Annotated in this window: 15 protein-coding genes; 5 read left to right on the forward strand and 10 right to left on the reverse strand. The window is 61.4% G+C overall.

Annotated elements, in window-relative coordinates; all coding sequences use genetic code 11:
- Positions 1–38 precede the first annotated feature (38 nt).
- The gene (locus HKD24_RS07230) at positions 39–878 is read right to left on the reverse strand and encodes an aldo/keto reductase (protein WP_194259673.1); all 840 of its coding nucleotides are present in this window, start codon (positions 876–878) and stop codon (positions 39–41) included.
- 81 nt (positions 879–959) lie between these two features.
- Positions 960–4,586, reverse strand: coding sequence for a PAS domain-containing protein (locus tag HKD24_RS07235; RefSeq protein WP_194259674.1), 3,627 nt, complete (start codon positions 4,584–4,586; stop codon positions 960–962).
- Between the two features lie 171 nt (positions 4,587–4,757).
- Between HKD24_RS07235 and HKD24_RS07240 the strand changes: the two genes are divergently transcribed.
- Positions 4,758–5,552 (forward strand): SDR family NAD(P)-dependent oxidoreductase, encoded by a 795-nt coding sequence (locus HKD24_RS07240; protein WP_194259675.1) that lies wholly within the window; start codon positions 4,758–4,760, stop codon positions 5,550–5,552.
- A gap of 13 nt (positions 5,553–5,565) precedes the next feature.
- Here HKD24_RS07240 and HKD24_RS07245 read toward each other — a convergent pair whose 3' ends face one another.
- Together HKD24_RS07245 and HKD24_RS07250 are read right to left on the reverse strand one after the other, a co-directional pair.
- Positions 5,566–7,407: an FUSC family protein gene (locus HKD24_RS07245; protein ID WP_322783293.1), complete on the reverse strand. Its 1,842-nt coding sequence runs from the start codon at positions 7,405–7,407 to the stop codon at positions 5,566–5,568.
- Between the two features lie 94 nt (positions 7,408–7,501).
- The gene (locus HKD24_RS07250; RefSeq protein ID WP_194259676.1) at positions 7,502–8,407 is read right to left on the reverse strand and encodes a LysR family transcriptional regulator; all 906 of its coding nucleotides are present in this window, start codon (positions 8,405–8,407) and stop codon (positions 7,502–7,504) included.
- 324 nt (positions 8,408–8,731) lie between these two features.
- On the opposite strand from HKD24_RS07250, the gene HKD24_RS07255 reads away from it, so the two are divergent.
- On the forward strand, positions 8,732–10,150 hold the full coding sequence (locus tag HKD24_RS07255; protein ID WP_322783294.1) for a sugar porter family MFS transporter: 1,419 nt from the start codon (positions 8,732–8,734) through the stop codon (positions 10,148–10,150).
- A gap of 70 nt (positions 10,151–10,220) precedes the next feature.
- Here HKD24_RS07255 and HKD24_RS07260 read toward each other — a convergent pair whose 3' ends face one another.
- Positions 10,221–10,406 (reverse strand): YqaE/Pmp3 family membrane protein, encoded by a 186-nt coding sequence (locus tag HKD24_RS07260; RefSeq protein WP_062507997.1) that lies wholly within the window; start codon positions 10,404–10,406, stop codon positions 10,221–10,223.
- 70 nt (positions 10,407–10,476) lie between these two features.
- Complete coding sequence (gene glgX, locus HKD24_RS07265; protein WP_194259677.1) at positions 10,477–12,621, reverse strand: glycogen debranching protein GlgX; 2,145 nt, start codon at positions 12,619–12,621, stop codon at positions 10,477–10,479.
- Positions 12,622–12,826: 205 nt separating this feature from the next.
- Here glgX and glgA point away from each other — a divergent pair, with 205 nt between their 5' ends.
- From glgA to treZ, 3 genes are read left to right on the forward strand one after another with little or no spacing between them, the layout of a single operon-like run.
- Positions 12,827–14,464, forward strand: coding sequence for a glycogen synthase GlgA (glgA, locus tag HKD24_RS07270; RefSeq protein WP_194259678.1), 1,638 nt, complete (start codon positions 12,827–12,829; stop codon positions 14,462–14,464).
- 9 nt (positions 14,465–14,473) lie between these two features.
- Positions 14,474–16,699 (forward strand): 1,4-alpha-glucan branching protein GlgB, encoded by a 2,226-nt coding sequence (gene glgB / locus HKD24_RS07275; protein WP_194259679.1) that lies wholly within the window; start codon positions 14,474–14,476, stop codon positions 16,697–16,699.
- Positions 16,696–18,450: a malto-oligosyltrehalose trehalohydrolase gene (gene treZ / locus HKD24_RS07280; RefSeq protein ID WP_194259680.1), complete on the forward strand. Its 1,755-nt coding sequence runs from the start codon at positions 16,696–16,698 to the stop codon at positions 18,448–18,450. Before glgB ends, treZ begins: the two co-directional genes overlap by 4 nt.
- 4 nt (positions 18,451–18,454) lie before the next feature.
- Here treZ and HKD24_RS07285 read toward each other — a convergent pair whose 3' ends face one another.
- From HKD24_RS07285 to xdhA, 4 genes are all read right to left on the reverse strand, one after another.
- Entirely contained in the window at positions 18,455–19,876 is a 1,422-nt protein-coding gene (locus HKD24_RS07285) for a glucoamylase family protein (protein ID WP_457851942.1), read from the reverse strand.
- A 230-nt stretch (positions 19,877–20,106) separates the two neighbouring features.
- A complete protein-coding gene (gene xdhC / locus HKD24_RS07290) occupies positions 20,107–20,979 on the reverse strand; it encodes a xanthine dehydrogenase accessory protein XdhC (protein ID WP_194259682.1) in 873 nt (290 codons plus the stop codon).
- Between the two features lie 2 nt (positions 20,980–20,981).
- Positions 20,982–23,297 carry a xanthine dehydrogenase molybdopterin binding subunit gene (gene xdhB / locus HKD24_RS07295; protein WP_194259683.1) on the reverse strand — a complete coding sequence of 772 codons (2,316 nt, stop codon included), beginning with the start codon at positions 23,295–23,297 and terminating at the stop codon, positions 20,982–20,984.
- Positions 23,290–24,750 (reverse strand): xanthine dehydrogenase small subunit, encoded by a 1,461-nt coding sequence (gene xdhA / locus HKD24_RS07300; protein ID WP_194259684.1) that lies wholly within the window; start codon positions 24,748–24,750, stop codon positions 23,290–23,292. Before xdhA ends, xdhB begins: the two co-directional genes overlap by 8 nt.
- Between the last annotated feature and the right edge of the window lie 3 nt (positions 24,751–24,753).

The raw sequence follows: 24,753 nt of genomic DNA on the forward strand, positions 1-24,753 counted from the left end.
CCGGTTTTTTACTTAATGTTGCTAACCGGGAATATTTCTCAGAATTTGGCCGTATTCGGGTCAGCGCCCATCCGGCCATCCTTGCGATCCATTTCCCCGATCGCCTGCATGTCGTCCCTGTCCAGCACAAAGCCGAACACGTCCAGATTTTCCGCCAGACGCTTCGGATTGACCGATTTGGGAATAACGATCAGCCCGTTCTGAAGATGCCAGCGGATCACGACCTGTGCCGGAGTTCGGCTGTGCTTTTCAGCGATTTTCCCGATCCGTTCGTCAGTGAGGACGCGCCCCTTGCCCAGCGGACGCCAGGACTCGGTGCGGATATTGTGCTGCTCATGAAATTCGCGCAGGGCACGCTGCTGGAAATCGGGATGTAGCTCGATCTGGTTGACGACCGGCACCACACCTGTCGCGTCCATGATCCGCTCCAGATGTTCCGGCTCAAAGTTGGAGACGCCGATGGACTTCACCCGGCCTGACTTTTTCAGCTCGACCAGTGCCTTCCATGTCTCGACATACTGGCCCTGATCCGGCATCGGCCAGTGAATCAGATACAGGTCCAGCACCGGACGATGCAGCAGGCGGGCGCTTTCCTCATAGGCGCGCATGGTCCTGTCATAGCCCTGCTCGTCATTCCACAGCTTGGTCGTGAGAAAGACGTCCGGATGGTCTTCCAGTCCCTCACCAACGCCTGCCTCATTTTTGTAAAGCCGCGCTGTATCGACGGAACGATAACCGAGCTTTACGGCTTCCTTCACAACCCTGGCGGTCTCATCCGGTGGCGTTTCCCAGACTCCCAGCCCGATCTGGGGCATGGTGTGACCGTCATGAAAGGAAATCACCGTCTGGGCATCGGCGGATGGAACCTGTGAGGACATGTCTGTCTCCCTGCTGGGTTGAAGAATGAATTACACGCGCGTGATGTGATGTCTGTCCAACGTCCGGCCCGAACGACGGGTTCAGTCGCCGCTCAGCAGAATGCCCAGTTTGCGGGTGAATGTCGCAACCGTGAACGGCTTGACCAGCAGCGCACATCCCGGCGCCAGGGGCTGATCGCCCAGAATGCTCTGCTCGGCATAGCCCGTGATGAACAGGACTTTCAGCGCGGGCCAGCGTTTCATCAGCTGCTCGCCCAGTTCGCGGCCATTCATCCCGCCCGGCATGCCGATATCACTGATAAGGACCGATGGTGGCTCGTCCTGCGCAGCCAGAGCCAGCGCGGACGGGCCGTCACATGCCGTCAGCACGACCCCGCCCAGATCCGTCACCATGTCCGCCACGATCATGCGCACGGCGTCCTCGTCGTCCACGACCAGAACCCTGCGTCCTTCCAGAAGACGCGGCTGGGGCGTGCGCGGCAATGACGGCGCATCGGTGCGCATCACATCCTGCCCGTGATAACGCGGCAGCCAGAGGGACACACTCGTTCCCTGTCCGGGGATGGAGCGGATTTCCACCTGTCCGCCTGACTGCTGGGTGAAGCCGTAGATCATGCTCAGACCAAGCCCTGTTCCTTCTCCCAGCGGCTTGGTAGTGAAGAACGGATCAAAGGCGCGCTGGACGATTTCAGGCGGCATGCCACAGCCTTCATCCTCTACCGTCAGGACGACATAATCGCCCGGCCGGATGGACATATCGGCTGCCGCGTCAGCTGTCAGGAGACGGTTTTCGCTCTTCAGCCGCAGCGTCATCCCATGGTTGTGCATGGCGTCCCGGGCATTGATGCACAAATTCAGGACAGCGTTTTCGAGCTGGTTAGAATCCACGCGCGTCAGCCAGAGATCCGGCTGGAGGTCAAAAACAAGCTCTATCCCCGGTCCGACCGTACCCCGGAGCAGGCTCTCCAGTCCGCGGACAAGCGCGTTCATGTCCGTCGGCGTGGGATCGAGGGTCTGGCGGCGGGAAAAGGCCAGAAGACGATGGGTCAGGGACGCGGCCCGATGAACCGCCTCCTGCGAGGCCGTGATGTAACGCTCCAGCCCGTCCATCCGGCCCTGTGCGATCCGCATGCCCAGCAGTTCCAGCCCGCCCCCGATCCCGGCAAGCAGATTGTTGAAATCATGCGCCAGACCACCGGTGAGCTGCCCGACAGCCTCCATTTTCTGCGCCTGACGGAGCTGTTCTTCCAGTTCGTTGCGCTCGGTCAGATCCCGCCCGACCGCATAGATCGCATCACCCTCGTCGTTACAGCTCCAGTTATAGGTCCGCCAGGTTCCGTCAGAACGCCGTATCCGCACGTCCAGCCCCGCCGTTGGCCAGGGCGTGCCGGTAATCAGCCGGTCGAACGTGTCCCAGACCGTCTGTCTGTCATCGGGATGGCACAGCGCATCCAGCCGCAGCCCAGCGAGTTCCTCGGCCCTGTAACCCTGCATCTCCTCCCAGCTCGGGCTGACCGCGACGTAATAGCCACGGCGGTCAATAATGATGAACAGGTCACGTGCGATGTTCCACAGCCGGTCGCGCTCACGGGTGCGTTGCAGGATGCGCTCTTCAAGCATGACGTTGAGATCGCGGATCTGCTGCTGCGTGCGGGCCTGACGCATGGAGGCATGGGTGCGGTCCGCAACGGCACGGGTGAAGACGATTTCCTCTTCGGTCCAGACATGCGGCGTATCATGGCAGACGAACATCAGCCCCACGAAGCGCCCGAACTTGAAAATCGGGATGCAGAGGAGTGCTACGATATTCTCGACTTCGTAGCGTGCATCATATCCCGCCGTCAGGGCATTGGTGCGGACATCCGAAATGGCCACGGCTTCACCCCGGATCAGGAGCGGCCTGAACTCGCCGTAATCCGCGAACATCCGCACGCCCAGCAGGGGCCGCCGTGCCTCGGCGACGCCGCTGACGGTCATGCCCGTGCCGTCATCATTGATGAGACCGTAGCCCGCGCCGCTGGCATCCAGTTCCCGGCAGATGATATGGGCGGCGACCTCTTCCATCATGCCCGTATCGTCAAGCGCCCGGAGCTGGTCTCCCAGTTCGACGAGGGCGGCCTGACGCAGGGCCTGACGCTTGCTGCGGTCGATGTCGAAGACGATGCCCGGAAAACGGGCTACCCGCCCTTCTTCTCCCAGATCGCAGCGGCCATTGCCTTCGAACCAGCGCTGGCCTTCCGGAGTGTCCACCCGGAACTCGAAACGGCATTTCCCGCCCCGCCGCGTTGCCGCCGTCACGGCCTGCACTACGGCAAAGCGGTCCCGGGGGTCCACGGCGTCATAGATGACGTTCGGCATGACGCCTTCGCGCAGCCGGGCCGGATCAAGCCCGAGCGTCAGGGCCAGCCTGGCATCCCCCGTCATGCGGGATGCGCTGTCATCCCACATCCAGGTCCCGGCGATTGCTCCGGCATCCAGTGCGAGCTGAAGTCTCTCGGCCGACTGGTTGGCCTCCGTCAGATCGCGGCCGATTGCCAGCAGACGCTGGACGTCCCCGTCCTCGCCAAACACCGGGGTAACGGCCACGTCCCAGAACCGGCGCTGCCCGCGCATGGTCATGGCATAGCCCTGAAAGCGTGCCGTCTCGCCTTCCAGCGCGGTCTGCACCGCCAGGGCCGCACGCCGACGCGGCTGCCCGCGCCACAGATCAACCCAGGGCAGCCCGTGCATGATGATCGGGCTGTCCATTTCCATGGATTTTATGCCGCCCTCATTGACGAAACGGATGCAGCCGTCACAGTCGAGGATATGGATGCAGTCGGGCAGGCTGGACAGCAGCAGCCGCGTGAACGCCTCACTGGAGCGCAGGGCTTCCGCCGTCATGGATGCGGACGACACATCCATCGCCAGCCCGACACTGCGGCGTCCGTCGGGGCGGCTTTCATCTTCGCGCCATCCCCGCAGCAAGACATGCCGGAGCATCGGCCGTCGGCGGGAAGACTCCGCCCGCGAAAGCGCCGAGAGAACCGGAACAAGAATCCGGAACCGCAATTCGTAGCATCCGTCTTCCCGCAGATCCTCCTCGACATTTCCGTCATAGACGCGCCGGTCTTCGGGATGGAGGGACAGCATCAGTTCATCAATGGGGACACCCACGGCCAGCCGTTCGGGCGGCAGGCCCCAGATACGGGCGAACCGCGCATCTCCCGTCACCATCCGCGCTGCGAAATCACAGCGGTAGAAGGCAACCTCCGCCGTATCCGCCATGCGCTGCATCCGGAGCTGCATCCGCTCCATAAGCGCATGCTCCTCCTCTTCCGGCGACGTGGACGCTGCATGTTCGCGCAGCAGTTCATCCACCTGAAGGGCGCACAGGGCCAGAACATGCTCAAGGGCCGGCGCGTTCTGCCGCACGCACAGCCACACCTCGACCACACCGGAGCGGACCGGCAGGAGGCGTACGGTACAGGAATCGACGGACTGTCCGTCCATGAGACAGGCCGCGCCTTCATAGGCAATCGTGCTCGCCTCACCGCCCAGGATGCGCACCCCTTCGGTATCGCGCACCAGCAGAGCAGCCTCACCGCCCCCCTCGGCGGCGGCAAGGGCCAGAAGATGGACGCACAGAACAGAGGCACGGCCACCGGCCGGAGCCGGACGGAGCATCAGCGCTTCGGTTCCTCCTGCTGCGTCCTCCCCGCGATCCATTGCCTCTCCTCAAGCCCTGCTCATCCGAACGTTTCCCACCCCGGGACCGTGTCAGTCATAGCAGATCTGGCGTCCCTCGCATCCTGTCATGAAACCTCTACAATGGAATGGCCACTTTTTCGCCTTTCTTACGTTTCTGTCGGAACGTGATCACATTTTCAGGAGTTTGCCATGCTGAACCTCGATCTGAGCGGCCGCACTGCCCTCGTCACCGGCTCAACCGGCGGGATCGGCCTTGCCATTGCCCGCAAACTGGGTGAGGCCGGGGCAACCGTCATCATCAATGGCCGCAAGCAGGACAGCATCGACGGCGCGCTCGAAAAGCTGGGCAAGGCCGTGCCGGGGGGCACCTTCCGCAGTGTGGTCGCCGATGTCGGAACGCCAGAAGGCTGCAAGACGCTGTTCGAAGCCGAAAGCAACATTGATATCCTGATCAACAATGCCGGCATCTTCGGGCCGAACGATTTTTTCGAGACAACGGATGACAGCTGGCAGCACCTGTTTGAGGTGAACCTGTTCTCCGGCGTGCGCCTGTCCCGCGCCTATATGCCGGGCATGAAGGAGCGCAACTGGGGGCGCGTGCTGTTCATTGCATCGGAATCCGCGCTGAACATCCCGGTCGAAATGGTGGATTACGGTGTCAGCAAGACCGCCATGCTGGGTCTGGCCCGCGGGCTGGCGAAGCTGATGGCGGGCACGAACGTGACGGTCAATTCAGTGTTGCCCGGCCCCACGCTGTCCGAAGGTGTCGAGGACATGCTCAAGGCCCAGAACCCCGGCAGCACCCGCCCTGTTGCGGAACTGGCGGCAGAGTTCGTGCAGAAGCACCGCCCGAGCAACATCCTGCGCCGTATGGCCACGGTCGATGAAGTGGCCAACCTTGTCGCCTATGCCGCCTCGCCCCTGTCTTCCGCCACGACCGGCGCGGCCCTGCGCGTCGATGGCGGTACGGTCGACACTATCTGATCAGGAAGGCTGATCAGGCAGACGGGGGCATGTCCCCCGCCAGCCGTTGCAGGGCGGTTCGGACGTCGGGTTCAACGGCAGGATCATTCCGCAGCGACTGGGCCACAGTCCGCGCCAGCGGAGCCGCACTATCGCCTTTGCGGAACCAGGCCCGCAGAAAAACCTGCAACCGTTTGCGGACCGGCACAGGCGTCGCTTCCCGTGCCGCTGCATCACGCAGTTCGATCACCCACAGGCCCAGCGCCATCGTATGAAGATGCCGCGCCATATAGGTCAGCATCACGTCCCGCGGGACGCCCTGACAGTTGCGCACGGCCCGCACCATGCTGGCAGCATTGATCGCCAGCCATTGATGAACCGTCTGCCCGCCACCCCGTGCGATGAAGCGAAGCTGCTGCTCGACCCAGGCCGAGGTGCGCCTGAGGTGACTGTCAGCCCGGAACGGAAATACCACGCCGAACGTGACGCGCGCGAAAATGACCGCTCCCAGAAACGCGCTGGCACCATTGAGGAACGATACTTCGTCATAGCGCATGAGATTTGACGGGCCGATCAGGACGGGCAGGAACATGTTGAACGAAAAGGCGTGGTTCACGAGCTTCGGCGTCCGGGCGGCCAGACCGCCAATCACCATCGGAACCATCAGAAGCAGCGCCAGATATTCCGGCGCCGTGACAGCGGGCACGACGAAAAACGCATAGATCCCCGCCACGCCAGCGCACCAGACCGCGCCACGATAGAAACCGGACGATGCCAGCGCGGGGATTTCGCGGGTCGCCAGCAACCCATAGACCAGCGCCACAAAGGACACGAAAGCCGGCCCCGAAGGCCAGGCCGTCACTTCCCAGAGAAGCCAGGCGCCCATAATGCCGGTTGCAGCCCGCAATCCGTTGAACACCGCTTCGAGCATATGACGCGGAGAACGCGTGCGGAAACGGAAGTGGTCATGACGCGGCGGCGTGATGATCGCCTGAATATGGTTCTGGGCCGCCTCAAGATCCCGATCCACGTCAATCCCGGTCGCCCCGCCCTGCGCCCGCGCGAGGACTGCCAGCAAACGCGCCAGAACGGCACGCGCATGATCCGCGCTGCGCCGGGTTCTGGACCCCATTTCGAGAACGTCGAACTCGATACGGCTGTTGGCATCGACCAGTTCGGTCAGCAGGCGGCTTTCGGTTTCCGGATCAAACCCGCCTGCCCGCAGGATTTCCGCGTGGGAGGCGACCTTGGCGGTAATCTGTTGCAGACGTCCCAGAAGCCTCTGCCGCGCTTCCTTCTGGACATTGGGCAGGAAGAGCGCCGCCATGACCGCTTCGCAGAGCGTTCCGAGCATGATGTACGTGCCGCGCGCCATGGCGACGTTGAAAACATCGTCAGGCTGGCTGATCGCGCCAGTCGCCACGATGGCGGAGGTGAAGCTGATGACGAGAAATCCGTAGCGCCGATAACCGTCCAGAAACGTCGCCCAGCCGCAGCACAGCCCGATCCAGAGCGCGAGCGCGATGAAGAACAGTCCCGCCTGTTGAGGAAAGGCCGCGATCAGGGCCACGCCCATGCAGCCCCCGATGATGGTTCCTGCAAACCGCCAGCGCGCCTTGGACAGGCTCTCCCCGCGCGAGGCCGTCGCCACGACCCAGACGGTCAGCGGCGCCCATTGCGGGCTGTCCAGTTCCATCCACATGGCGATGAGCAGGGACAGGATCGCCGCGACCGAAGTCCGGACCGCAAAACCCAGATCTTTCGCGGACGGCGCAATCAGCCATCCCCAGCGCTGGATCAGAACATCGCGCAGTTCCGATCCGAATGTTGACCCCAGTCCCGCGAGACCGGCTGCTCTCCCGCCCAAACCTGGCACTCTTCCGTCCGAAAAGCCGCAAATTGCGAAACGGAACCCAGGCCTGTCCAAGATATTGTTGTGATCGCATCATAAGTCGCGCTTATGATGATCCTCAGACTGTCAGCGCATCGTCCAGAATGAGCTGCGTGGCGACTTCCCAGCTGCGGGACATCAGCGCTGTCTGCACCGGCTGTTTCAGCCGCACCAGACCCACGCCCGGAGACGGGCATGATGCGAGACGCCGGATCTGAAGCGGATTGGCCGGATCACGCTGATGCGGCAGGGCGGCAACCGGCAGGATCGTCGCCAGACGCCCGGCGAGCACTTCGACATATAGCAGTTCGAGCGCATTGGTCTCCAGCAGGACGTTGGGCTTGCTTCCAGCCTTCGCAAAGCACTCATCCACGATCTGACGCGTCCGCATGGAATGGCCCAGAAGGCCCAGTGGATGTTCGGCGGCATCCGCCCAGCTGAACGTCTTGCGGGACGGCAGCTCCATGCAAGAGCCTGCCACGAAGACATACTGTTCCGCATAAAGCTGATGCGTCTCGAAACTGCCGTCTTCGGGAACCTGATCCAGATAGATCAGTCCCATCTGGATCCGCTGCTCGGTCAGGTCATGCAGGATGTCGGTATTGGCCGACACCGTCAGTTCGATATGAAGTGCTGGTACGGCAGCCCGCAGGCTTTCCATCAGCGGCGGCATGACCTGAATGGCGGGCGGAATGGTCCCGATCGACAGGGTCCCGCCGGCGACTTCATGCGCAAAATCGGCCTCCTGCCGGAGACCGTCCAGCGCGGCCACTGTCTGCCGCGCCCAGGCCAGAACGCGCTCGCCTTCCGGTGTCAGCCCCAGGACACGCCGGTTGCGCCGGACGATGGGCACGCCAAGTTCATGCTCGAGCTGACGGATCGCCATTGACAGCGCGGGCTGCGACACGTTGCAGTGCTCCGCGGCCCGGGAAAAATGCCGGTACTGGTCGAGAGCGATGAGATAGGTCAGCTGACGCAGGAACACGAGGGCTTGTCCATGAACACGGAAAGGGTAGGAAGTGTGTCGCCCTGATCCGTCCGTGGCAATCCGTCAGACCGCACGGAAGCGCCTCCCTGCCTCCTCCTCTGTGACCTGATTGCATCAGAGCAGAAAATCCAGCCGATTATCACATATAATTTTGAATATTTTCCCAATCATGCGTTATACTTTAGGGCTCAAGATGGCGAATCACCGTGCCTGTCACAGAAGAGCCTTCTCCCTCTCTCCCCGGTGCAGGCTGACCTGCCCGGTTTCTTTTCTGCCTTTCCCTGACAGGTCTGCCCTGCGGGTCGCCGGAGTTTTCCCGTCATGAGCGACACAGTGCTCAACCCCTCTCCTGTCCCTTCTGCTGCTGCGGTCAAAGCCCCCATGGTCGGACGCATGATGTTCGCCGTGGCTCTGGCCGCGATTGCGGGCCTGATGTTCGGACTGGATGTGGGCGTCATTTCCGGCGCACTCGGCTTTATCCGTGACGAGTTCCATGCTTCCGAATTCGAGCAGTCCTGGATCGTATCGTCCATGATGTTCGGCGCGGCCGTGGGTGCAGTGGGCGCAGGCCGCATGTCCTATGCGTTCGGGCGTCGCCGTTCCCTGATCTTCAGCGCATTCCTGTTCGTGGCAGGTGGCCTCGTCTGCGCCCTGGCATCCTCGGTCTCCGAACTGATCATCGGGCGCACGATGCTGGGTCTGGCGATCGGTATCGGAAGCTTCGTGGCTCCGCTCTACATTTCCGAAGTCTCGGACATCTCGCGGCGCGGCAGTCTGGTGTCGATGTACCAGCTGATGATCACGCTGGGCATCCTGCTGGCCTTCGTGTCCAATGCCATTCTGTCTTACAGCGGCTCATGGCGCTGGATGCTGGGGATCATGGCCATTCCCGGCGCGTTCTTCCTGATCGGTTCGTTCTTCCTGCCCGACAGCCCGCGCTGGCTGATGCTGCGTGGCCGTCACGAGGAAGCCCTGTCAATCATGAAGGAACTGCGCCACAACCCCGAGCTTGCCCATCAGGAAATCCGCGACATCCAGGGACAGATCCATGACCGTCAGCGCGGTCTGGCAATGTTCCTTGAGAACCGCAACTTCCGCCGCGCCGTCCTCCTCGGCATCGTGCTTCAGGTCATGCAGCAGCTCACGGGCATCAACGTGGTCATGTACTACGCGCCGCGCATCTTCCAGGAAGTCGGCTTCGGGGCGAGCGGTCAGATGTGGGGTACGGCGATCGTCGGCGTGGTCAACTGGCTCGCCACGTTCATCGCCATTGCTTTCGCCGATAGCTGGGGCCGTCGTCCGATGCTGGTCACGGGTTTTGCCATCATGTCGGCTGGTCTTGCCGTTCTGGCAACCATCATGTCGGGCGCTGTCGGCAATACGGACCTGTCGCATTACCTCGCGATCTCGGTCCTGCTGTGCTTCATCGCAGGCTTCGCCTTCTCGGCCGGTCCGCTGGTCTGGGTACTGTGCTCGGAAGTCATGCCGCTTCAGGGGCGTGATTTCGGCATCACCTGCTCGACCGTCACCAACTGGGTCACGAACATGGTGGTGGGTGCCACGTTCCTCGGTCTGCTCACGACGCTCGGCGCCTCGCATACCTTCTGGCTCTATGCCGCACTGAATGCGCTCTTCATCTTCATGGTGCTGTTCTTTGTTCCGGAGACTAAGGGCGTGTCCCTTGAGTCCATCGAAACCAAGCTCAACCAAGGCGTCACCCTGCGCAATATCGGCCGCTGATCCACGCCCCCTTAAAGCATAAAAAAGCCCCCGCTCCGCAAGGAACGGGGGCTTTTTTACATCCGAAGCGTCAGACGCGACCGGCAGCGATCTTGCGATCGGTGTTGTACTGGCTCAGCGCATAGACCGACCAGATGGCAGCCGGGATCCAGCCGATCACCGTGATCTGAAGGATCAGGCACACCAGACCGGCAAACGGCCGGCGGATGGTGAAGAACTGCAGCCAAGGCAGAAGCAGGGCAAGAATGAGACGCATGATGCTCTCCTTTCACAAAAATGCTCTGTCCTCAGTGTTCGGTGAGAAACGCTCCGGATGCAACTCCGCATCATGACGAGGTCTGCGGAAGCGGATCACGTCCGACCAGTTCCAGCAGCAGGAACGATCGTCCCGTCACGACATATTTGTAGCTCTGCGGGAAGATTTCCCGCTCCACAGCACCACCGTTTTCCGGAATATTGGTGTCGAGCAGCAGCTTCCAGCGCCCCTCGCCCGTCTCCGGCAGCGTGAAGTTCACCACATCCTTCCAGCCATTGAAGATCAGCATGACAGTAGCGTCCGATCCCCGGCGCCGGATGCCGCTGGGCTGGCTGCGTCCGTCGATCATGAGGCCGAAGCACTGCGCGGTTTTCCATTCATCCGGCTGCATGGTGCCGCCATTGGCATTCAGCCAGGTCAGCTCCTGAATATCCAGTTCCTTGTTATAGGCTTCCATCAGGAACCGGGCACGATGCAGGATCGGATAGCGATGGCGCAGGGCCGTCAGACGCCGGACGAAGGCCTCAAGCTCCTTCGCCCGGTCTCCCAGCGACCAGTCCAGCCATGAAATCGGGCTGTCCTGACAATAGGCATTGTTATTGCCATCCTGCGTCCGACCGAACTCGTCTCCCGCCAGCAGCATCGGCGTACCCTGTGACAGCAGCAGCGTGGACAGCATGTTCCGGCACTGACGCCAGCGGATATCATTGATATCCGGATCGTCGGTCGGGCCTTCCACGCCATAATTGCAGGACCGGTTGTCGGATGATCCGTCCTTGCCGTCTTCCTGGTTCGCCTCGTTGTGACGGTCATTGTAGGACACGCAGTCCATGAGCGTGAAACCGTCATGGGCCGTCACGAAATTGATGCTGGCCCAGGTGCGACGGCCGCTGTGATTGAACAGATCAGGACTGCCGAGCACACGCGGTGCCAGCGCATCGGCATGGGCCTCTCCCCGCCAGAAATCGCGGGTCGTATCACGGAACTTGTCATTCCACTCCGCCCAGCCCGGCGGAAAATTACCGACCTGATAGCCTCCCGGTCCGACATCCCAGGGCTCGGCAATCAGCTTGACCTGTGACAGCACAGGGTCCTGACGGCAGACACGCAGGAAACTGGAATCATTGTGAAAACCGTCTGCTTCACGCGCAAGGATTGTTCCGAGATCAAACCGGAATCCATCCACGCCCATCTCGTTGACCCAGTATCGCAGACTGTCCGCCACGAACCGGATGCAGTTCAGATGAGTCAGGTTGAACGTGTTTCCTGTACCCGTTTCGTTAATGTAATAACGCGGATCATCGGGCATGAGGCGATAATAGGACGCATTGTCCAGCCCCTTAAAAGACAGCGTCGGGCCCAGTTCATTGCCCTCGGCCGTGTGGTTGTAAACCACGTCCATGATGACTTCGAGACCGGCTTCATGACAGGCCCGCACGAGGTTCCGGAACTCCTGCAATGCATTGTCCCGGTCATGGGCATAGCGGCTGTCCGGGGAGAAGAAGCCGATCGTGTTATAGCCCCAGTAATTGGTCAGCCCCTTATCCGCCAGATACTGGTCCGTCACGAAACTCTGGACGGGAAGCAGCTCAACCGCAGTGACACCAAGCTGCCGGATGCGCTTGAGCAGATTGCCGTCCGTTAGCCCGGCATAGGTGCCCCGCAGGGTTTCCGGTACGTTCGGATGCTGCTTTGTGTAGCCCTTGACGTGCATTTCGTAGATGACGGTGTCATGCCAGGACGTGCGGGGATGCTCGAAATGCTGGGGAGCAGGATCGGTGATGATGCCTTTAGGCACGAACGGCGCACTGTCGCGCTCGTCAAAGCTCAGATCCTTGTCCGCATGACCGAGCTGATAGCCAAACAGGGCCGGATCCCATTGTAGATCCCCGTGGAATGCCCGGGCATACGGGTCCATCAGGAGCTTGTTGGGATTGAAGCGATGGCCCGCTTCGGGCGTATAAGGACCATGAACCCGAAGACCGTAAAGCTGCCCGGCGCCCAGGTCGGGGATCCAGCCATGGAAAATCTGGTCGGTATATTCCGGAAGGCGGATACGGTCGGTTTCGGTTTTACCATCCGCGTCAAAGAGGCAGATCTCCACTGCCGTTGCAGCCGTGGAGAAGACGGCGAAATTGACACCCCCATTTTCCGGTACGGCACCTGAAATATTCGGACGCCCTTCGCGCAGGCCCTTCTGACGTGTGCTGCTCATAAACCCCGTTCCAAAACCGGATCAGGCAGGTCCCTCCGCCCGTCTGGCGGGGCATCCTGCATTCCGAAACGCTAACGCCTCCAAACCACAGACACGAACATAACTTATCCGTGAAGGCGGTTCGCAAACGCCGCTTCAAGCGTTGTCCCTGACACAGGCATCAAACGTCAGAGACAGCGCCCTCGCGGCCGGAAAGATGTGCGTCATGAGCAAGATTCAGCACCCCGCGCAGGATATTACATTGCAGCTCCTGTCAGTGGCAGGCGAGATGTACCCGTTCATCAAAACCGGCGGTCTGGGAGACGTTGTAGGCTCGCTCCCCGCAGTTCTCGGGCAGCACGGGATCGACACCCGGACAGTTCTGCCGGGATATCCTGCCGTCTTGCGGGCGCTGTCCGACCAACAGGAAACGATCCGGTTTGATAACGTTCTGGGCCATGCCGTCACATTGCGGGAAGGCTGGGCACAGGGGCGCCATCTCTATGTCGTGGATGTTCCGGACCTCTATGCACGGCCGGGCAATCCCTATCTGGCACCGGACGGGCAGCCATGGGCCGATAACGGGATGCGCTATGCCGTCCTGTGCCGCGTAGCCGCCATGATCGGTGCCGGAGCGCTGGCTGACTGGAAACCCGATGCCGTTCTGAGCCATGACTGGCATGCGGGCCTTGTGGCAACCTATCTGAAATACATGGATGCCCCGACGCCTCCCGTCGCACACGTCATCCATAATCTTGCATTCCAGGGCCTCTTCCCGCGCGACATGATGGGCGCATTCGGGCTGCCGGATCAGGCCTATGACAGCGGTGATGTCGAATTTTACGGCCAGATCGGGTTTATGAAAGCGGCACTTCAGGTCTCGCACCGGCTGATCAGCGTTTCACCGACCTATGCCGAGGAAATTCAGACCCCGGAAGAAGGGATGGGCCTCGACGGCATCCTGCGTTCGCGTGCGAATGTTCTGACCGGCATTCTCAATGGCATTGATCTGCGGGAATGGAATCCCCTGACCGATCCAGCCGTGTTCTTTCCGTATGCCGTGGGAGATCTCGCGGCACGACGGGCCAACAAGCGTGTGTTTCAGGCAGAATTCGGCCTGCCGCAGGACCCGGACGCCCTCCTGCTGGGCATGGTGAGCCGCCTGACCACACAGAAGGGTGCGGATCTGCTGGCGGGTCTCGCGCCACGGCTGTTTGAGGACAACATCCAGCTGGCTGTCGTCGGTACGGGGGACCGTGACATCATGCAGTCCTTCACGCAGCTTCAGGGCCGCTATCCGAAAAACTGCGTCTGCCACATGCGCTACAGCGAAACGCTCGGCCACCGACTGCATTCAGCCGTGGATGCCTCGCTCATTCCGTCCCGGTTCGAGCCCTGCGGCCTTACACAGTTCCATGCCATGCGTTACGGTTCCGTTCCGATTGCAGCGCGTGTTGGCGGTCTGAGCGACACGCTCGTCGATGCCAATTCTGCTGCCGTCATGGAAGGCGTGGCAAATGGCATCCTGTTCTCCCCGACCACGGAAGACACGATGCTGCTGGCCATCCGGCGGGCGCAGAACCTGTTCCGTCAGAAAGCTGTCTGGGCACGGATGCAGCGTAATGGCGCCCTGCATGACGTCTCCTGGGATTCCAAGGGTGCGCAATATGCCCGTCTCCTGATGGAAATGACGGGGCGGCGTCCGGTGGCCCGCGAAGCCGAAAATGCCATCGCACCCCGTCGCAGCGATCCCATGTCCTCCGCACCGCGCACAGTCCGCCCGGCCGCACGCATGCCCCGTGGGCGCAATGGCGAACAGGTCAGTTCCATTCTCAGTTTTCCCCGTACCGGCACCCATGCCTAGAGGTTCTGAATGCAGGCCATTACCGTGTCTCAACCCTTGCAATCCATGATCGATGATCTGGTCACCACACACTGTCAGGATCCTTTCGCGCTCCTGGGGCGGCACCGTGTAGGGCGAACCGATCAGGTTCGTGTCTTCTATCCGGACGCCTTGGAAGTTCGCCTAACGGTAGAAAGTGCCAAGGGAGAGCGCTCGGAAAAGACCATGCGCCGCATTGACGAGCGCGGCATTTACGTCACCACAATTCCCAAAACCAGCCGCTACAGCCTGCGCATCCGCTGGGCGGATGGCTGGCAGGAAACGCATGATCCCTACAGCTTCGGCCTGCTGCTGGGGGAACTGGACCTGTATCTGTTTTCCGAAGGACGCCATCATCATCTGGACCAGATGATGGGCGCCATTCCCATGACGATCGACGGTGTGCAGGGTGTCCGGTTCGCAGTCTGGGCACCCAATGCGAAGCGGGTTTCCGTGATCGGGGATTTCAATATCTGGGACAGCCGCCGTCATCCGATGCGACTTCGACATGAAGCAGGAATCTGGGAACTGTTCATTCCCGGTCTTCGGGCAGGTGAGCGCTATAAATACGAAGTCATGTCACAGGACGGCACGGTGCTCCCCGCCAAGGCCGATCCCTATGCCCGGGCCAGCGAGCACCCGCCCGCCACGGCTTCCATCGTCGCCTCCTCCGGCAGCCACAGCTGGCAGGACAAGGTCTGGATGCAGGAACGCGCCCGGCACCAGACCCCGGAAAATCCACTGTCGATTTATGAACTGCATGCCCCCTCATGGCGCCATCCGCAGAGTGGCCGGGGTGTTATGGACTGGGACGAACTGGCCGCGACACTGATCCCTTATGTCACGGAACTGGGTTTTACCCATATCGAACTTCTTCCGGTAACGGAATATCCGTTCTCCGGCTCATGGGGCTATCAGCCGCTTGGGCTTTACGCACCAACCTCCCGTCATGGCAACCCCGAACAGTTCGCGCGCTTCGTGGACCAGTGCCATCAGGCCGGGCTCGGCGTCATCATGGACTGGGTGCCGGCACATTTCCCGGCCGACCAGCACGGACTGGCCTCTTTTGACGGGACGCATCTGTATGAACATGCCGATCCGCGCGAAGGCTATCATCAGGACTGGCATACGCTGATCTATAATTTTGGCCGTAATGAAGTCCGCGGCTTTCTGACGGGAAGCGCGCTTTACTGGCTGGAACATTTTCACATCGACGGACTGCGCGTCGATGCCGTGGCCTCCATGCTCTACCGCGATTACAGCCGTGAAGAAGGTGAGTGGTATCCCAATATCCATGGTGGCCGGGAAAATCTCGAAGCCATCGGCTTCCTGCATCACCTGTCAGAAACCATCCGCCATCTCCATCCCGAGACCCTCCTCATTGCCGAGGAATCCACCGCCTGGCCGGGTGTGACGAAGCCGGTCTCCGAAGGGGGGCTGGGCTTTGATTACAAATGGAACATGGGCTGGATGCACGACACGCTGCGCTACATGGAGCGGGACCCGCTCTGGCGTGGCCATCATGGCAGCGACATTACGTTCGGCATGATCTACGCCTATTCCGAACGTTTCATCCTGCCGCTGTCCCATGACGAAGTGGTGCACGGCAAAGGGTCGCTTCTCGCAAAAATGCCCGGCGATGACTGGCAGAAACATGCCAACTTGCGAGCCTATTATGCCCTGATGTGGGCCTATCCCGGCCGCAAGCTTCTGTTCATGGGATGTGAACTCGCCCAGCCGCAGGAATGGTCGTACGAAGGCGAAATCGCCTGGTTCCGTCTGGATGACGCCTTCGGTCGCGGCATGCATGATACGGTCCGCGCCCTGAACGGACTGTACCGCCGGGAGCCTGCCCTGCATCAGCGTGACGACACACCATCCGGCTTTCGCTGGCTGATCGCCGATGATCGCGAAAACTGCGTTTTTGCCTGGCTGCGTCAGGCGCCGGACCGCGCACCGGTCCTGGTCGTCTGCAACATGACACCGGTGCCCCGGCATGATTACCGGATCGGAGTGCCATCAGACGGAAGCTGGCATGAAATCCTCAATACGGACGCTGCGATCTTTGGCGGCTCCAACATGGGCAATGGCGGCCTGTGCCATGCACAGCATGTTCCGTCTCACGGTGAGGCCCATTCCCTCGTCCTGACACTTCCGCCCCTGTCCACACTGTATTTCTCTCCCCATCCCGCGAGCCCTCAAGGATCTTCTTCATGACAGCCTTCCATTATACGGGCCGCTTCGGCGCAGAACTTCTCAGTCCGGACCGGACACGTTTTTCATTCTGGGCACCATCCTGCAAGACGGTCATTCTTGAAGTGGAAGGCCTGCCGCCTCAGGTCATGGAACGGCATGAAGACGGCTTCTTCACGACAGAAGCGCTCTGTGGTGCAGGGGCACGCTACCGCTTTAGGATCCGCGACGACCTTTCCGTTCCTGACCCCGCCAGCCGCTGCCAGCCCGATGGCGTGCACGGGCCGAGCGAAGTCCTCGATCCCGGTTTTTATCAGTGGAAGCATCCGGGATGGAAAGGCCGCCCGTGGGAAGAGACGGTCATCTACGAGCTGCATGTTGGTCTGGAAGGTGGCTATGAAGGCCTGATGGGGCGGCTACAAGAGCTGGTTGATCTGGGTGTCACGGCCATCGAACTCATGCCGATCAACAGTTTCAGCGGTAACTGGAACTGGGGCTATGATGGCGTTCTGCTGTTTGCACCCGATATTTCCTATGGCCGCCCCTCCATCCTCAAGACGCTGATCGACCATGCTCATGAGCTTGGCCTGATGGTGTTTCTGGACGTGGTGTATAATCACTTCGGGCCTGACGGGAATTATGTGCCCGAATATGCGGAAGCACTTTTTGATCCGGACAATGCGACCGTCTGGGGTGAAGGGATCGATTTCCACAACCCCGTCGCGGCAGAGTTCTTCATCGACAATGCCCTGCTCTGGCTTGCGGAATACCGTTTCGACGGACTGCGGATCGACGCGGCCTGGGCGATCACCAACCGCAACTGGTTCACCCAGCTCCGTCAGCAGATCGCCCGCTATACGGAGCCGGAACGGCATATCCATCTGATCCTCGAGAACGAGAACAATGATTCCGCACTGCTCCGCGATGGCTACAGCCAGTGGGACGAGGACTGGCACCATGCCGTCACCGTTCTGCTGACCGGGGAGGATGAAGGGTATTTCAAGGCCTTCACGAACGACCCGACCGCCCTTCTGCGCCGGGTTCTGGCGGAGGGCTTTGCCTGGCAGGGCGAATATTTTGCGCCGGCAGACAAAATGCGCGGCACACCGAGCGCGGACCTGCCACCCACGAAATTCGTAACCTTCCTGCAGAATCATGATCAGATCGGCAATCGCCCACGAGGAGAGCGGATGATCACACTTTGCGTGCCGGAAGCGTTCAAGGCCGCCTATGCGCTGCTTCTGCTCTGCCCGATGACGCCCATGCTGTTCATGGGTGAGGAATGGGGATGCACCACACCCTTCTATTTCTTCTGCGATTTTGATGGAGAACTGGGACAGAAGGTCCGCAAGGGACGGAATGACCAGTTCCGCAAATATTGCGGGGTCAGCGATCCGGCAGAACTGGAAAGCCTGTCCGATCCCATCGCCCGTTCGACCTATGACGCTTCACGCCCTAATCGGCAGGAACGCGAGACGCCTGTCGGACAGGAATGGCTCGCTCGTACGAAAGAACTCCTGGGTCTGCGCCACCACCACATCACGCCTCATCTGAAGGGTGCGCGCAGTGCAGGAGCAGAAGTTCTGGGGGACGGCGCCGTTCGGGCAAGCTGGCTTCTGGACAACGGCACCCTGTTGAGCATCGCTATCAATCTGGGCCCCCAGACCCTGCCCATCGTCGAACCGGGATCCCTGATCTATCAGACCGGTGCCGACCGGCCAGCCGGCACCCTGCTCCCCCACAGCATTGTCGTGGGACTGGACCGCGCCCTCTAGTTCCTCAGAGGGACTTGCCCGTCGGGGTGGACGCGGCTGTCGTGGTCCGCAGCCATCCGCCCTCAAACCCTGCGCGCTCCAGCCCGGCGCGCAGATAGGGGTTCTTTTTCATCGTGTTCCACACAAGGCCGCTGCGCCAGTTTTCCAGCATCAGCAGGATCGGCCCCTGATCGATCCCGAGCTGTTGCCCATCCACCCAGTAGGATTTCTGGTCGGCAAAGGACGGATTGAAGGCATCAAGGAAGCCATACTTGTTGTAGATCCGGTCCCCGTAACGCGCGCGCATTTCCTTGAGCGCTGGCAGGGCAATTTCCGGTGCAAAGGCAATCGAACCACCGACAGCCGTGGGTGCGATTGTCCCGTCATCCAGAATATAATCCCGCCCTGCCCCACGCGCACTATAGGCGAGGTAATGGCGCTGCTTGCCATGATAGACCTGCTGCGCATCCCCGGGCCCATCACAGGCCGTCAGCCCCCAGATATTGGGACCGTAATCCTTCCAGTCACCGGGATTGGCGCGGGCATAAGCCTGCTGGGCATAGGCCGCTTCACGACCGTTCTGGAAATAATCGACGTTATGGGCCCGGTCCCAGGCATCCTGCACACCGCGGAAATCAATCCAGGATTCACTGTACTGATGCCCGAACATCGGTGCAAAATTCAGCAGCTTATGGCCCTGAAAGTCGCCCCACTGTCCCTCATAGGTCGCCGTCCAGGTCTTCCAGGTCTCGGCCGGAAGCGGATGCGTCGGAGAACCAAGCGCCTGAAGATAGATGATCAGACCCTCGTTATAGCCCTTCCAGTCGCTCGGCAGGAACGTATGCGGCGGCATCCACCCCATACTGAGCCAGGGGCCATGGGCTTTCATCCATGTCCAGTCGATCCGGCGGTACAGATGGTCCGCAATGTCGCGGATTTCCTTTTCCTGCGGCGTGTCATGATCGAAATAGGACTGTGAGAACAGCACGCCCCCCATCAGGAGCGCAGTGTCGACACTGGACAGCTCGGACCAGTCCGCAACACGCAGGCCGGTGTTGGGATCGAGGAAATGGTAGAAAAAGCCATGATAGCCCGCAGCGCCCGAGACATGATCATTCTGCGGCAGGCTTGCGAGGAAACGCAGCGTCGTCAGGGTCCGGTCCACGGCCTGCTGGCGGGTAATGTAGTTCCGCTCCACACCAATGCCATAAGCCGTCAGTCCAAAACCGACACTGGCAATGCTGGCAGCCCCATTGGGAAGCGGCGCACGATCCGGCACCAGACCATTCTGCGGATTGGCCGTTTCCCAGAACCAATTGAAGGTCCGCTTTTCCAGATCATCGACAAAAGCGGCATCGGCAGCCGGCAGGCTCGCAGGCTGAAGGGCCGGCGTCAGCGCCGTGCTGTGCGTGGGTGCGGCCTTTGCGGAAGGAAGCATCAGGGCCATCGCGCCCAGAGCCATCCCGACCCGCCGGAAGCGCGCCATCCGGGAGGCCCTTCTGTCGCCCGTCACGGCCTGTAGAGAGAAAAACGGGACTTCGGAAGTCCGCTGCGTCCGGTGCTGCATGCTCATGCGGGGAGGATAAGCAGAAGCACAGACCGCCACGCACCTCCCGTTACATCAACTTTCTGTGACATCCAGAAAGTGAGGGAACTCCGCCCTTGTCATGGAGAACTTTATGACAGGATTGAGGCGAATGTAACATCCGCAATATCTGAAATGACTGATTCCGAAACTTCAGGGCTGGCAACCGAATCTGTCTCGCACAGCATCCGGGCCGCGATTTCCGCTGTTACGAAGGTCGCGATCACCTCGGGCCGCTTGTCGCGCACCCCGAAATCCCCGATCGGACAGACCAGATGGTCGATCTGCTCCTGCGGAATATCGATCTGACGGAAGGCACTCTCGAACCGCCTGCGCTTCGTCCGCGATCCAATCATCCCGACATAGCGTAGGTCCCCGCGCTCCAGCGCAGCCCCCGTGATGAGCGCATCCAGCGAATGGCTCTGGGTCAGGACCAGTACGCCCGATCCCGCGGGAGCGCCCTGAACAAGCGGCTCCCATTGCTCGGTAACATGTACCTCCACGCCCGGCGGCACGGCCCCGAACTCCTCCTCGCGCGCATCAATCCAGACCAGCCGAAGCGGCAGAAGCGCGAGCGAACGTGCCAGAGCGCGCCCCACATGCCCCGCCCCGAACAGCAGCAGTTGCGGCAGCCTCTCCCATTCGGCCCGGATTTCGGCTTCGAGAATGTCGGGACTGAGCACCCGCTCGATGCGAACCGTCACCGCCCCGCCGCAGCACTGGTTGATGGCAGGGCCCAACGGAATGTGACGCTCCACAGGCGCACCGCCCAAAGCAAGAAGCGCGCGCCCCTCCGCCATGCAGTCCCATTCCAGACGTCCTCCGCCGATCGTGCCGGTCTGTTCGGTCCGGGTCAGGAGCATGAACGCGCCTTCTTCCCGTGGCGTCGAGCCCCGGGCACGGATAACGGTCAGGCGCACCATGTCCTGCCCCTCCCGCCGCCAGCGCAGAACATCCGCGAGCATGATCAGTCCGCGCGCTCTTGCAGCGCCATGAGGGTTTTCAGCACCCTCTCAGGCGTGGCCGGTGCGTCCAGCTTCGGACAGGTGCGGTAGTCATCCAGACTGGCAATCGCGTCCGAAATGGCCTGCAAAACCGCGACCCCATGCACGAAAGGCGGCTCTCCGACGGCCTTGGAGCGGAAAATCGTCTCCTCCCGGTTCGGTGCGTTTTCCAGCAATTCCACGTTGAAAATCCGCGGCCGGTCGGAACAGGCCGGGATCTTGTACGTGCTGGGCGCATGGGTGCGCAGACGGCCGGCCGGATCCCAGACCAGTTCTTCGGTCGTCAGCCAGCCCGCACCCTGCACGAACCCGCCCTCGATCTGCCCGATATCGATATCGGGATTCAGGGACTGCCCGGCGTCATGCAGAATATCCACTCGGTCGATGCTGTGCTCCCCCGTCAGCAGATCGACCGACACTTCCGCACAGGCCGCGCCATAGGCGAAATAGAAAAACGGTCGGCCGCGCCCGGTCTCGGGATTCCAGGAAATCTTCGGCGTCTTGTAAAACCCGTTCGAGGACAGCGAAACCCGCGCGAAATAAGCCTGCCAGGCGAGTTGCTGGAAGGTCATGATCTCCGCACCGACATGCACGCCATCAGGCCGGAAATGGATATCTTCAACCGCCACGCCCCATTTTTCAGCAGCGAACGTGATCATCCGGCCCTTGATCTTCCGAACGGCGTCCAGCACCGCCATGCCGTTCAGATCCGCTCCCGATGACGCCGCCGTAGCCGACGTGTTCGGAACCTTCCCGGTCGTGGTCGCCGTGATGCGCACAAGATCCGCCGTCAGACCGAACTCGCGCAGGACGATCTGCACCATCTTGGTGTGCAGCCCCTGCCCCATTTCCGTCCCGCCGTGGTTCACCTGAACCGAGCCATCCGTATAGACATGCACCAGCGCGCCGGCCTGATTGTAATGCGTGGCCGTAAAGGAAATGCCGAACTTCACCGGCGTCAGTGCAATGCCGCGACGAATGATGCGGCTGTTACGATTGAATGCCCGGATCTCCGCCTTACGCGCCTGATAGTCACAACGCGCGACCAGCTTTGTAAGGATTTCCGCCGTAATCGAGTCCTCGACCGTCATGTGATACGGCGTGAGATTGCGCGTCCCGGTCCCATAAACATTCCGCAGACGGACCGTCACAGGGTCCAGCCCGGTCGCAAATGCGACTTCCTCGATCACGCGCTCGGCCGCGACAATGCCCTGCGGTCCGCCAAAACCGCGATAGGCCGTGTTGGACTGGGTATTGGTCCGCAACGGTTCGGATTTCAGCCGCACATCCGGATAGAAATAGGCGTTATCGGCATGAAACAGCGCCCGGTCCGTAACAGGTCCGGACAGATCCGCCGCCCAGCCGCACCGCGCGGCCAAAACCATGTCCACGGCGAGAATATCGCCCTCATCGGTAAAGCCGACGTCGTAGTCGATCAGGAAATCATGCCGCTTGCCCGTGACCATCATGTCATCATCGCGGTCCAGACGCGCCTTGACGGCCTGTCCCGTTCGATCAGCGGCGATGGCGGCCAGACAGGCCCAGGCATTGGCCTGCGTCTCCTTGCCGCCAAACGCCCCGCCCATACGCCGCACTTCCGTCGTGACCAGATGATGCGGCCGCCCGAGCACGGCCGCGACCAGATGCTGCGTCTCGGATGGATGCTGCGTGGAGGACCAGATCCGCATTTCCCCGGCCTCTCCGGGTTGGGCGAGCGCGGCCTGCCCTTCCAGATAGAAATGCTCCTGCCCGCCAATCTCGATCTGTCCCGACAGACGGCGCGGCGCGGCCGTCAGACCACGCTCTACATCCCCGCGCTGCATGGTCAGGGAGCGCCAGACCATCGGGCTGCCATTCTGCCGCGCCTGCGCGATGTTCAGGATCGCAGGCTTTTCCTCATACTCGATCTTCGCCAGACGCACGGCCTGCCGCGCCGCCTGAAGCGAGGTCGCCACCACGGCGAACATCACCTGCCCCCAGAAATGAACGTGATCTGTCGCCAGAAGTGGCTCGTCTTCCCGATGAACCGGACTGATCTGGTTTTCCCCCGGCACATCTTCCGCCGTCAGCACGCACACGACGCCCGACGCGGTACGCACGGCGTCCAGATCCATCGACACGATCCGCGCATGGGCCTTCGTGCTCAGCCCCGGCACGAGATGCAGCGTACCACGCGGCTCAGGCATGTCATCAATATAGGTCGCCCGCCCCGTCACATGCAGCATCGCGCTTTCGTGCTTCATGCTGGTCGAAGCGGCACCCGGAACGAGATCAGACATGCGCCAGTCCTCCCGTCCGGACGAGACGCGCTTGTTCAGTGCCCGTCGTCTCTTCAAAAAACCGAGTCAGCAGATTGGCGGCCACGGTCTGCCGGTACCAGGCACTTGCCCGCATGTCGGTCAGCGGGGCAAAATCTTCCAGAACCGCGGCCCGTGCAGCCTCCAGCGCGTTCTCATCCCAGACCCGTCCGAGCAATGCCGCTTCCGCACCCGACGCCCGCTTCGGCGTGGCCGCCATGCCGCCATAAGCCAGCCGGGCCGTGATAATCCGGCCCTGATCATCCGTTTCGATCATGAAAGCCCCAAGAACAGCGGAAATATCCTGATCGAAGCGCTTGGAAATTTTATAGGCCCGGAACTGCGCATTCTGTGCCGGTATCGGAATGGTCAGCGCCTCCACAAACTCGCCGGGCTGCCGATCCTGCTTTCCGTAAGCGATGAAATAGTCTTCCAGCGGGATGGACCGACGCTCTGCCCCGCGCCGCAGATGCAACGTCGCATTGGCCGCAATGAACATCGGCGGCCCGTCCCCGATCGGGGAGCCATTGGCGATATTCCCACAAACCGTGGCACTGTTCCGCACCTGCGTGGAGCCCAGACGGCGGATCATTTCCCCCGCATCCGGCAGCAGTTCTGCAATGGCCGAGCGCGCGTCCTGATACGTCACCGCAGCCCCGATCCGCAACCCTTCAGCCGTTCTGGTCAGAGCGCGCAGTTCCGGAACGCGCCCGATGGGCACGACATGCTTCAGGCAACGCATCCCCTTCGTCACCCACAGCCCCACATCCGTGGCGCCCGCAACAATGGTTGCAGCCGGATCGGCCAGCAGGATCTCCGCCAGATCATCCACGGACGCCGGAATACTGAGCGTGCCTTCAGGCCCTTCAAGCCGCACACTCTCGCCGTCCTGCAACGCTGTCAGACGTCCGGCAATGGCCTCCACCTGCGCATCGAAACAGTCCGGCCCGGCTGTCATCGCCTGTTTCATGGCCCGCACGATCGGCGCATAACCGGTGCAGCGGCACAGATTACCGGCCAGTGCGTCATCAATGGCCTGATCGTCTGCCGAGGCGCCTTCGGTCTTGCGATAGGCCGCCATCGACATGACGAAACCCGGCGTGCAGAACCCGCATTGTGAGCCATGCTGCTCAACCATGGCGCTCTGCACGGGATGTGGCGCATCCGGCGTGCCGAGATCCTCGATCGTATAGACCTGCGCACCGTCCAGCATACTGATGAACTGGATGCAGGCATTGACCGCGCGCCAGTTCAGCCGCCCGTCTTCAAGCCGGACGACCAGTACCGTACACGCTCCGCAATCGCCTTCATTGCAGCCTTCCTTGGTACCGGTCCGGCCGCGCTCACGCAGCCAGTCCAGCAGGGTCAGCGTCGGGGATACATCCCGGAGCGTGCAGAGGTCTTCCCCCAGATAAAAACGGATGGTCTGGCGCATCGG

Origin of the sequence: Gluconobacter vitians (assembly GCF_015244565.1) — a bacterium.
Classification (GTDB): Bacteria; Pseudomonadota; Alphaproteobacteria; order Acetobacterales; family Acetobacteraceae; genus Gluconobacter; species Gluconobacter vitians.

What these genes read in the sequence shown, in the direction of transcription:
- HKD24_RS07235 (WP_194259674.1), bottom strand. Translation starts at nt 4,586, where the DNA reads ATGGATCGCGGGGAGGACGCAGCAGGAGGAACCGAAGCGCTGATGCTC.
- xdhC (WP_194259682.1), bottom strand. Translation starts at nt 20,979, where the DNA reads ATGCTCGCGGATGTTCTGCGCTGGCGGCGGGAGGGGCAGGACATGGTG.
- HKD24_RS07230 (WP_194259673.1), bottom strand. Translation starts at nt 878, where the DNA reads ATGTCCTCACAGGTTCCATCCGCCGATGCCCAGACGGTGATTTCCTTT.
- xdhA (WP_194259684.1), bottom strand. Translation starts at nt 24,750, where the DNA reads ATGCGCCAGACCATCCGTTTTTATCTGGGGGAAGACCTCTGCACGCTC.
- treZ (WP_194259680.1), top strand. Translation starts at nt 16,696, where the DNA reads ATGACAGCCTTCCATTATACGGGCCGCTTCGGCGCAGAACTTCTCAGT.
- xdhB (WP_194259683.1), bottom strand. Translation starts at nt 23,297, where the DNA reads ATGTCTGATCTCGTTCCGGGTGCCGCTTCGACCAGCATGAAGCACGAA.
- HKD24_RS07255 (WP_322783294.1), top strand. Translation starts at nt 8,732, where the DNA reads ATGAGCGACACAGTGCTCAACCCCTCTCCTGTCCCTTCTGCTGCTGCG.
- HKD24_RS07240 (WP_194259675.1), top strand. Translation starts at nt 4,758, where the DNA reads ATGCTGAACCTCGATCTGAGCGGCCGCACTGCCCTCGTCACCGGCTCA.
- glgX (WP_194259677.1), bottom strand. Translation starts at nt 12,621, where the DNA reads ATGAGCAGCACACGTCAGAAGGGCCTGCGCGAAGGGCGTCCGAATATT.
- glgB (WP_194259679.1), top strand. Translation starts at nt 14,474, where the DNA reads ATGCAGGCCATTACCGTGTCTCAACCCTTGCAATCCATGATCGATGAT.
- glgA (WP_194259678.1), top strand. Translation starts at nt 12,827, where the DNA reads ATGAGCAAGATTCAGCACCCCGCGCAGGATATTACATTGCAGCTCCTG.
- HKD24_RS07285 (WP_457851942.1), bottom strand. Translation starts at nt 19,876, where the DNA reads ATGGCCCTGATGCTTCCTTCCGCAAAGGCCGCACCCACGCACAGCACG.
- HKD24_RS07260 (WP_062507997.1), bottom strand. Translation starts at nt 10,406, where the DNA reads ATGCGTCTCATTCTTGCCCTGCTTCTGCCTTGGCTGCAGTTCTTCACC.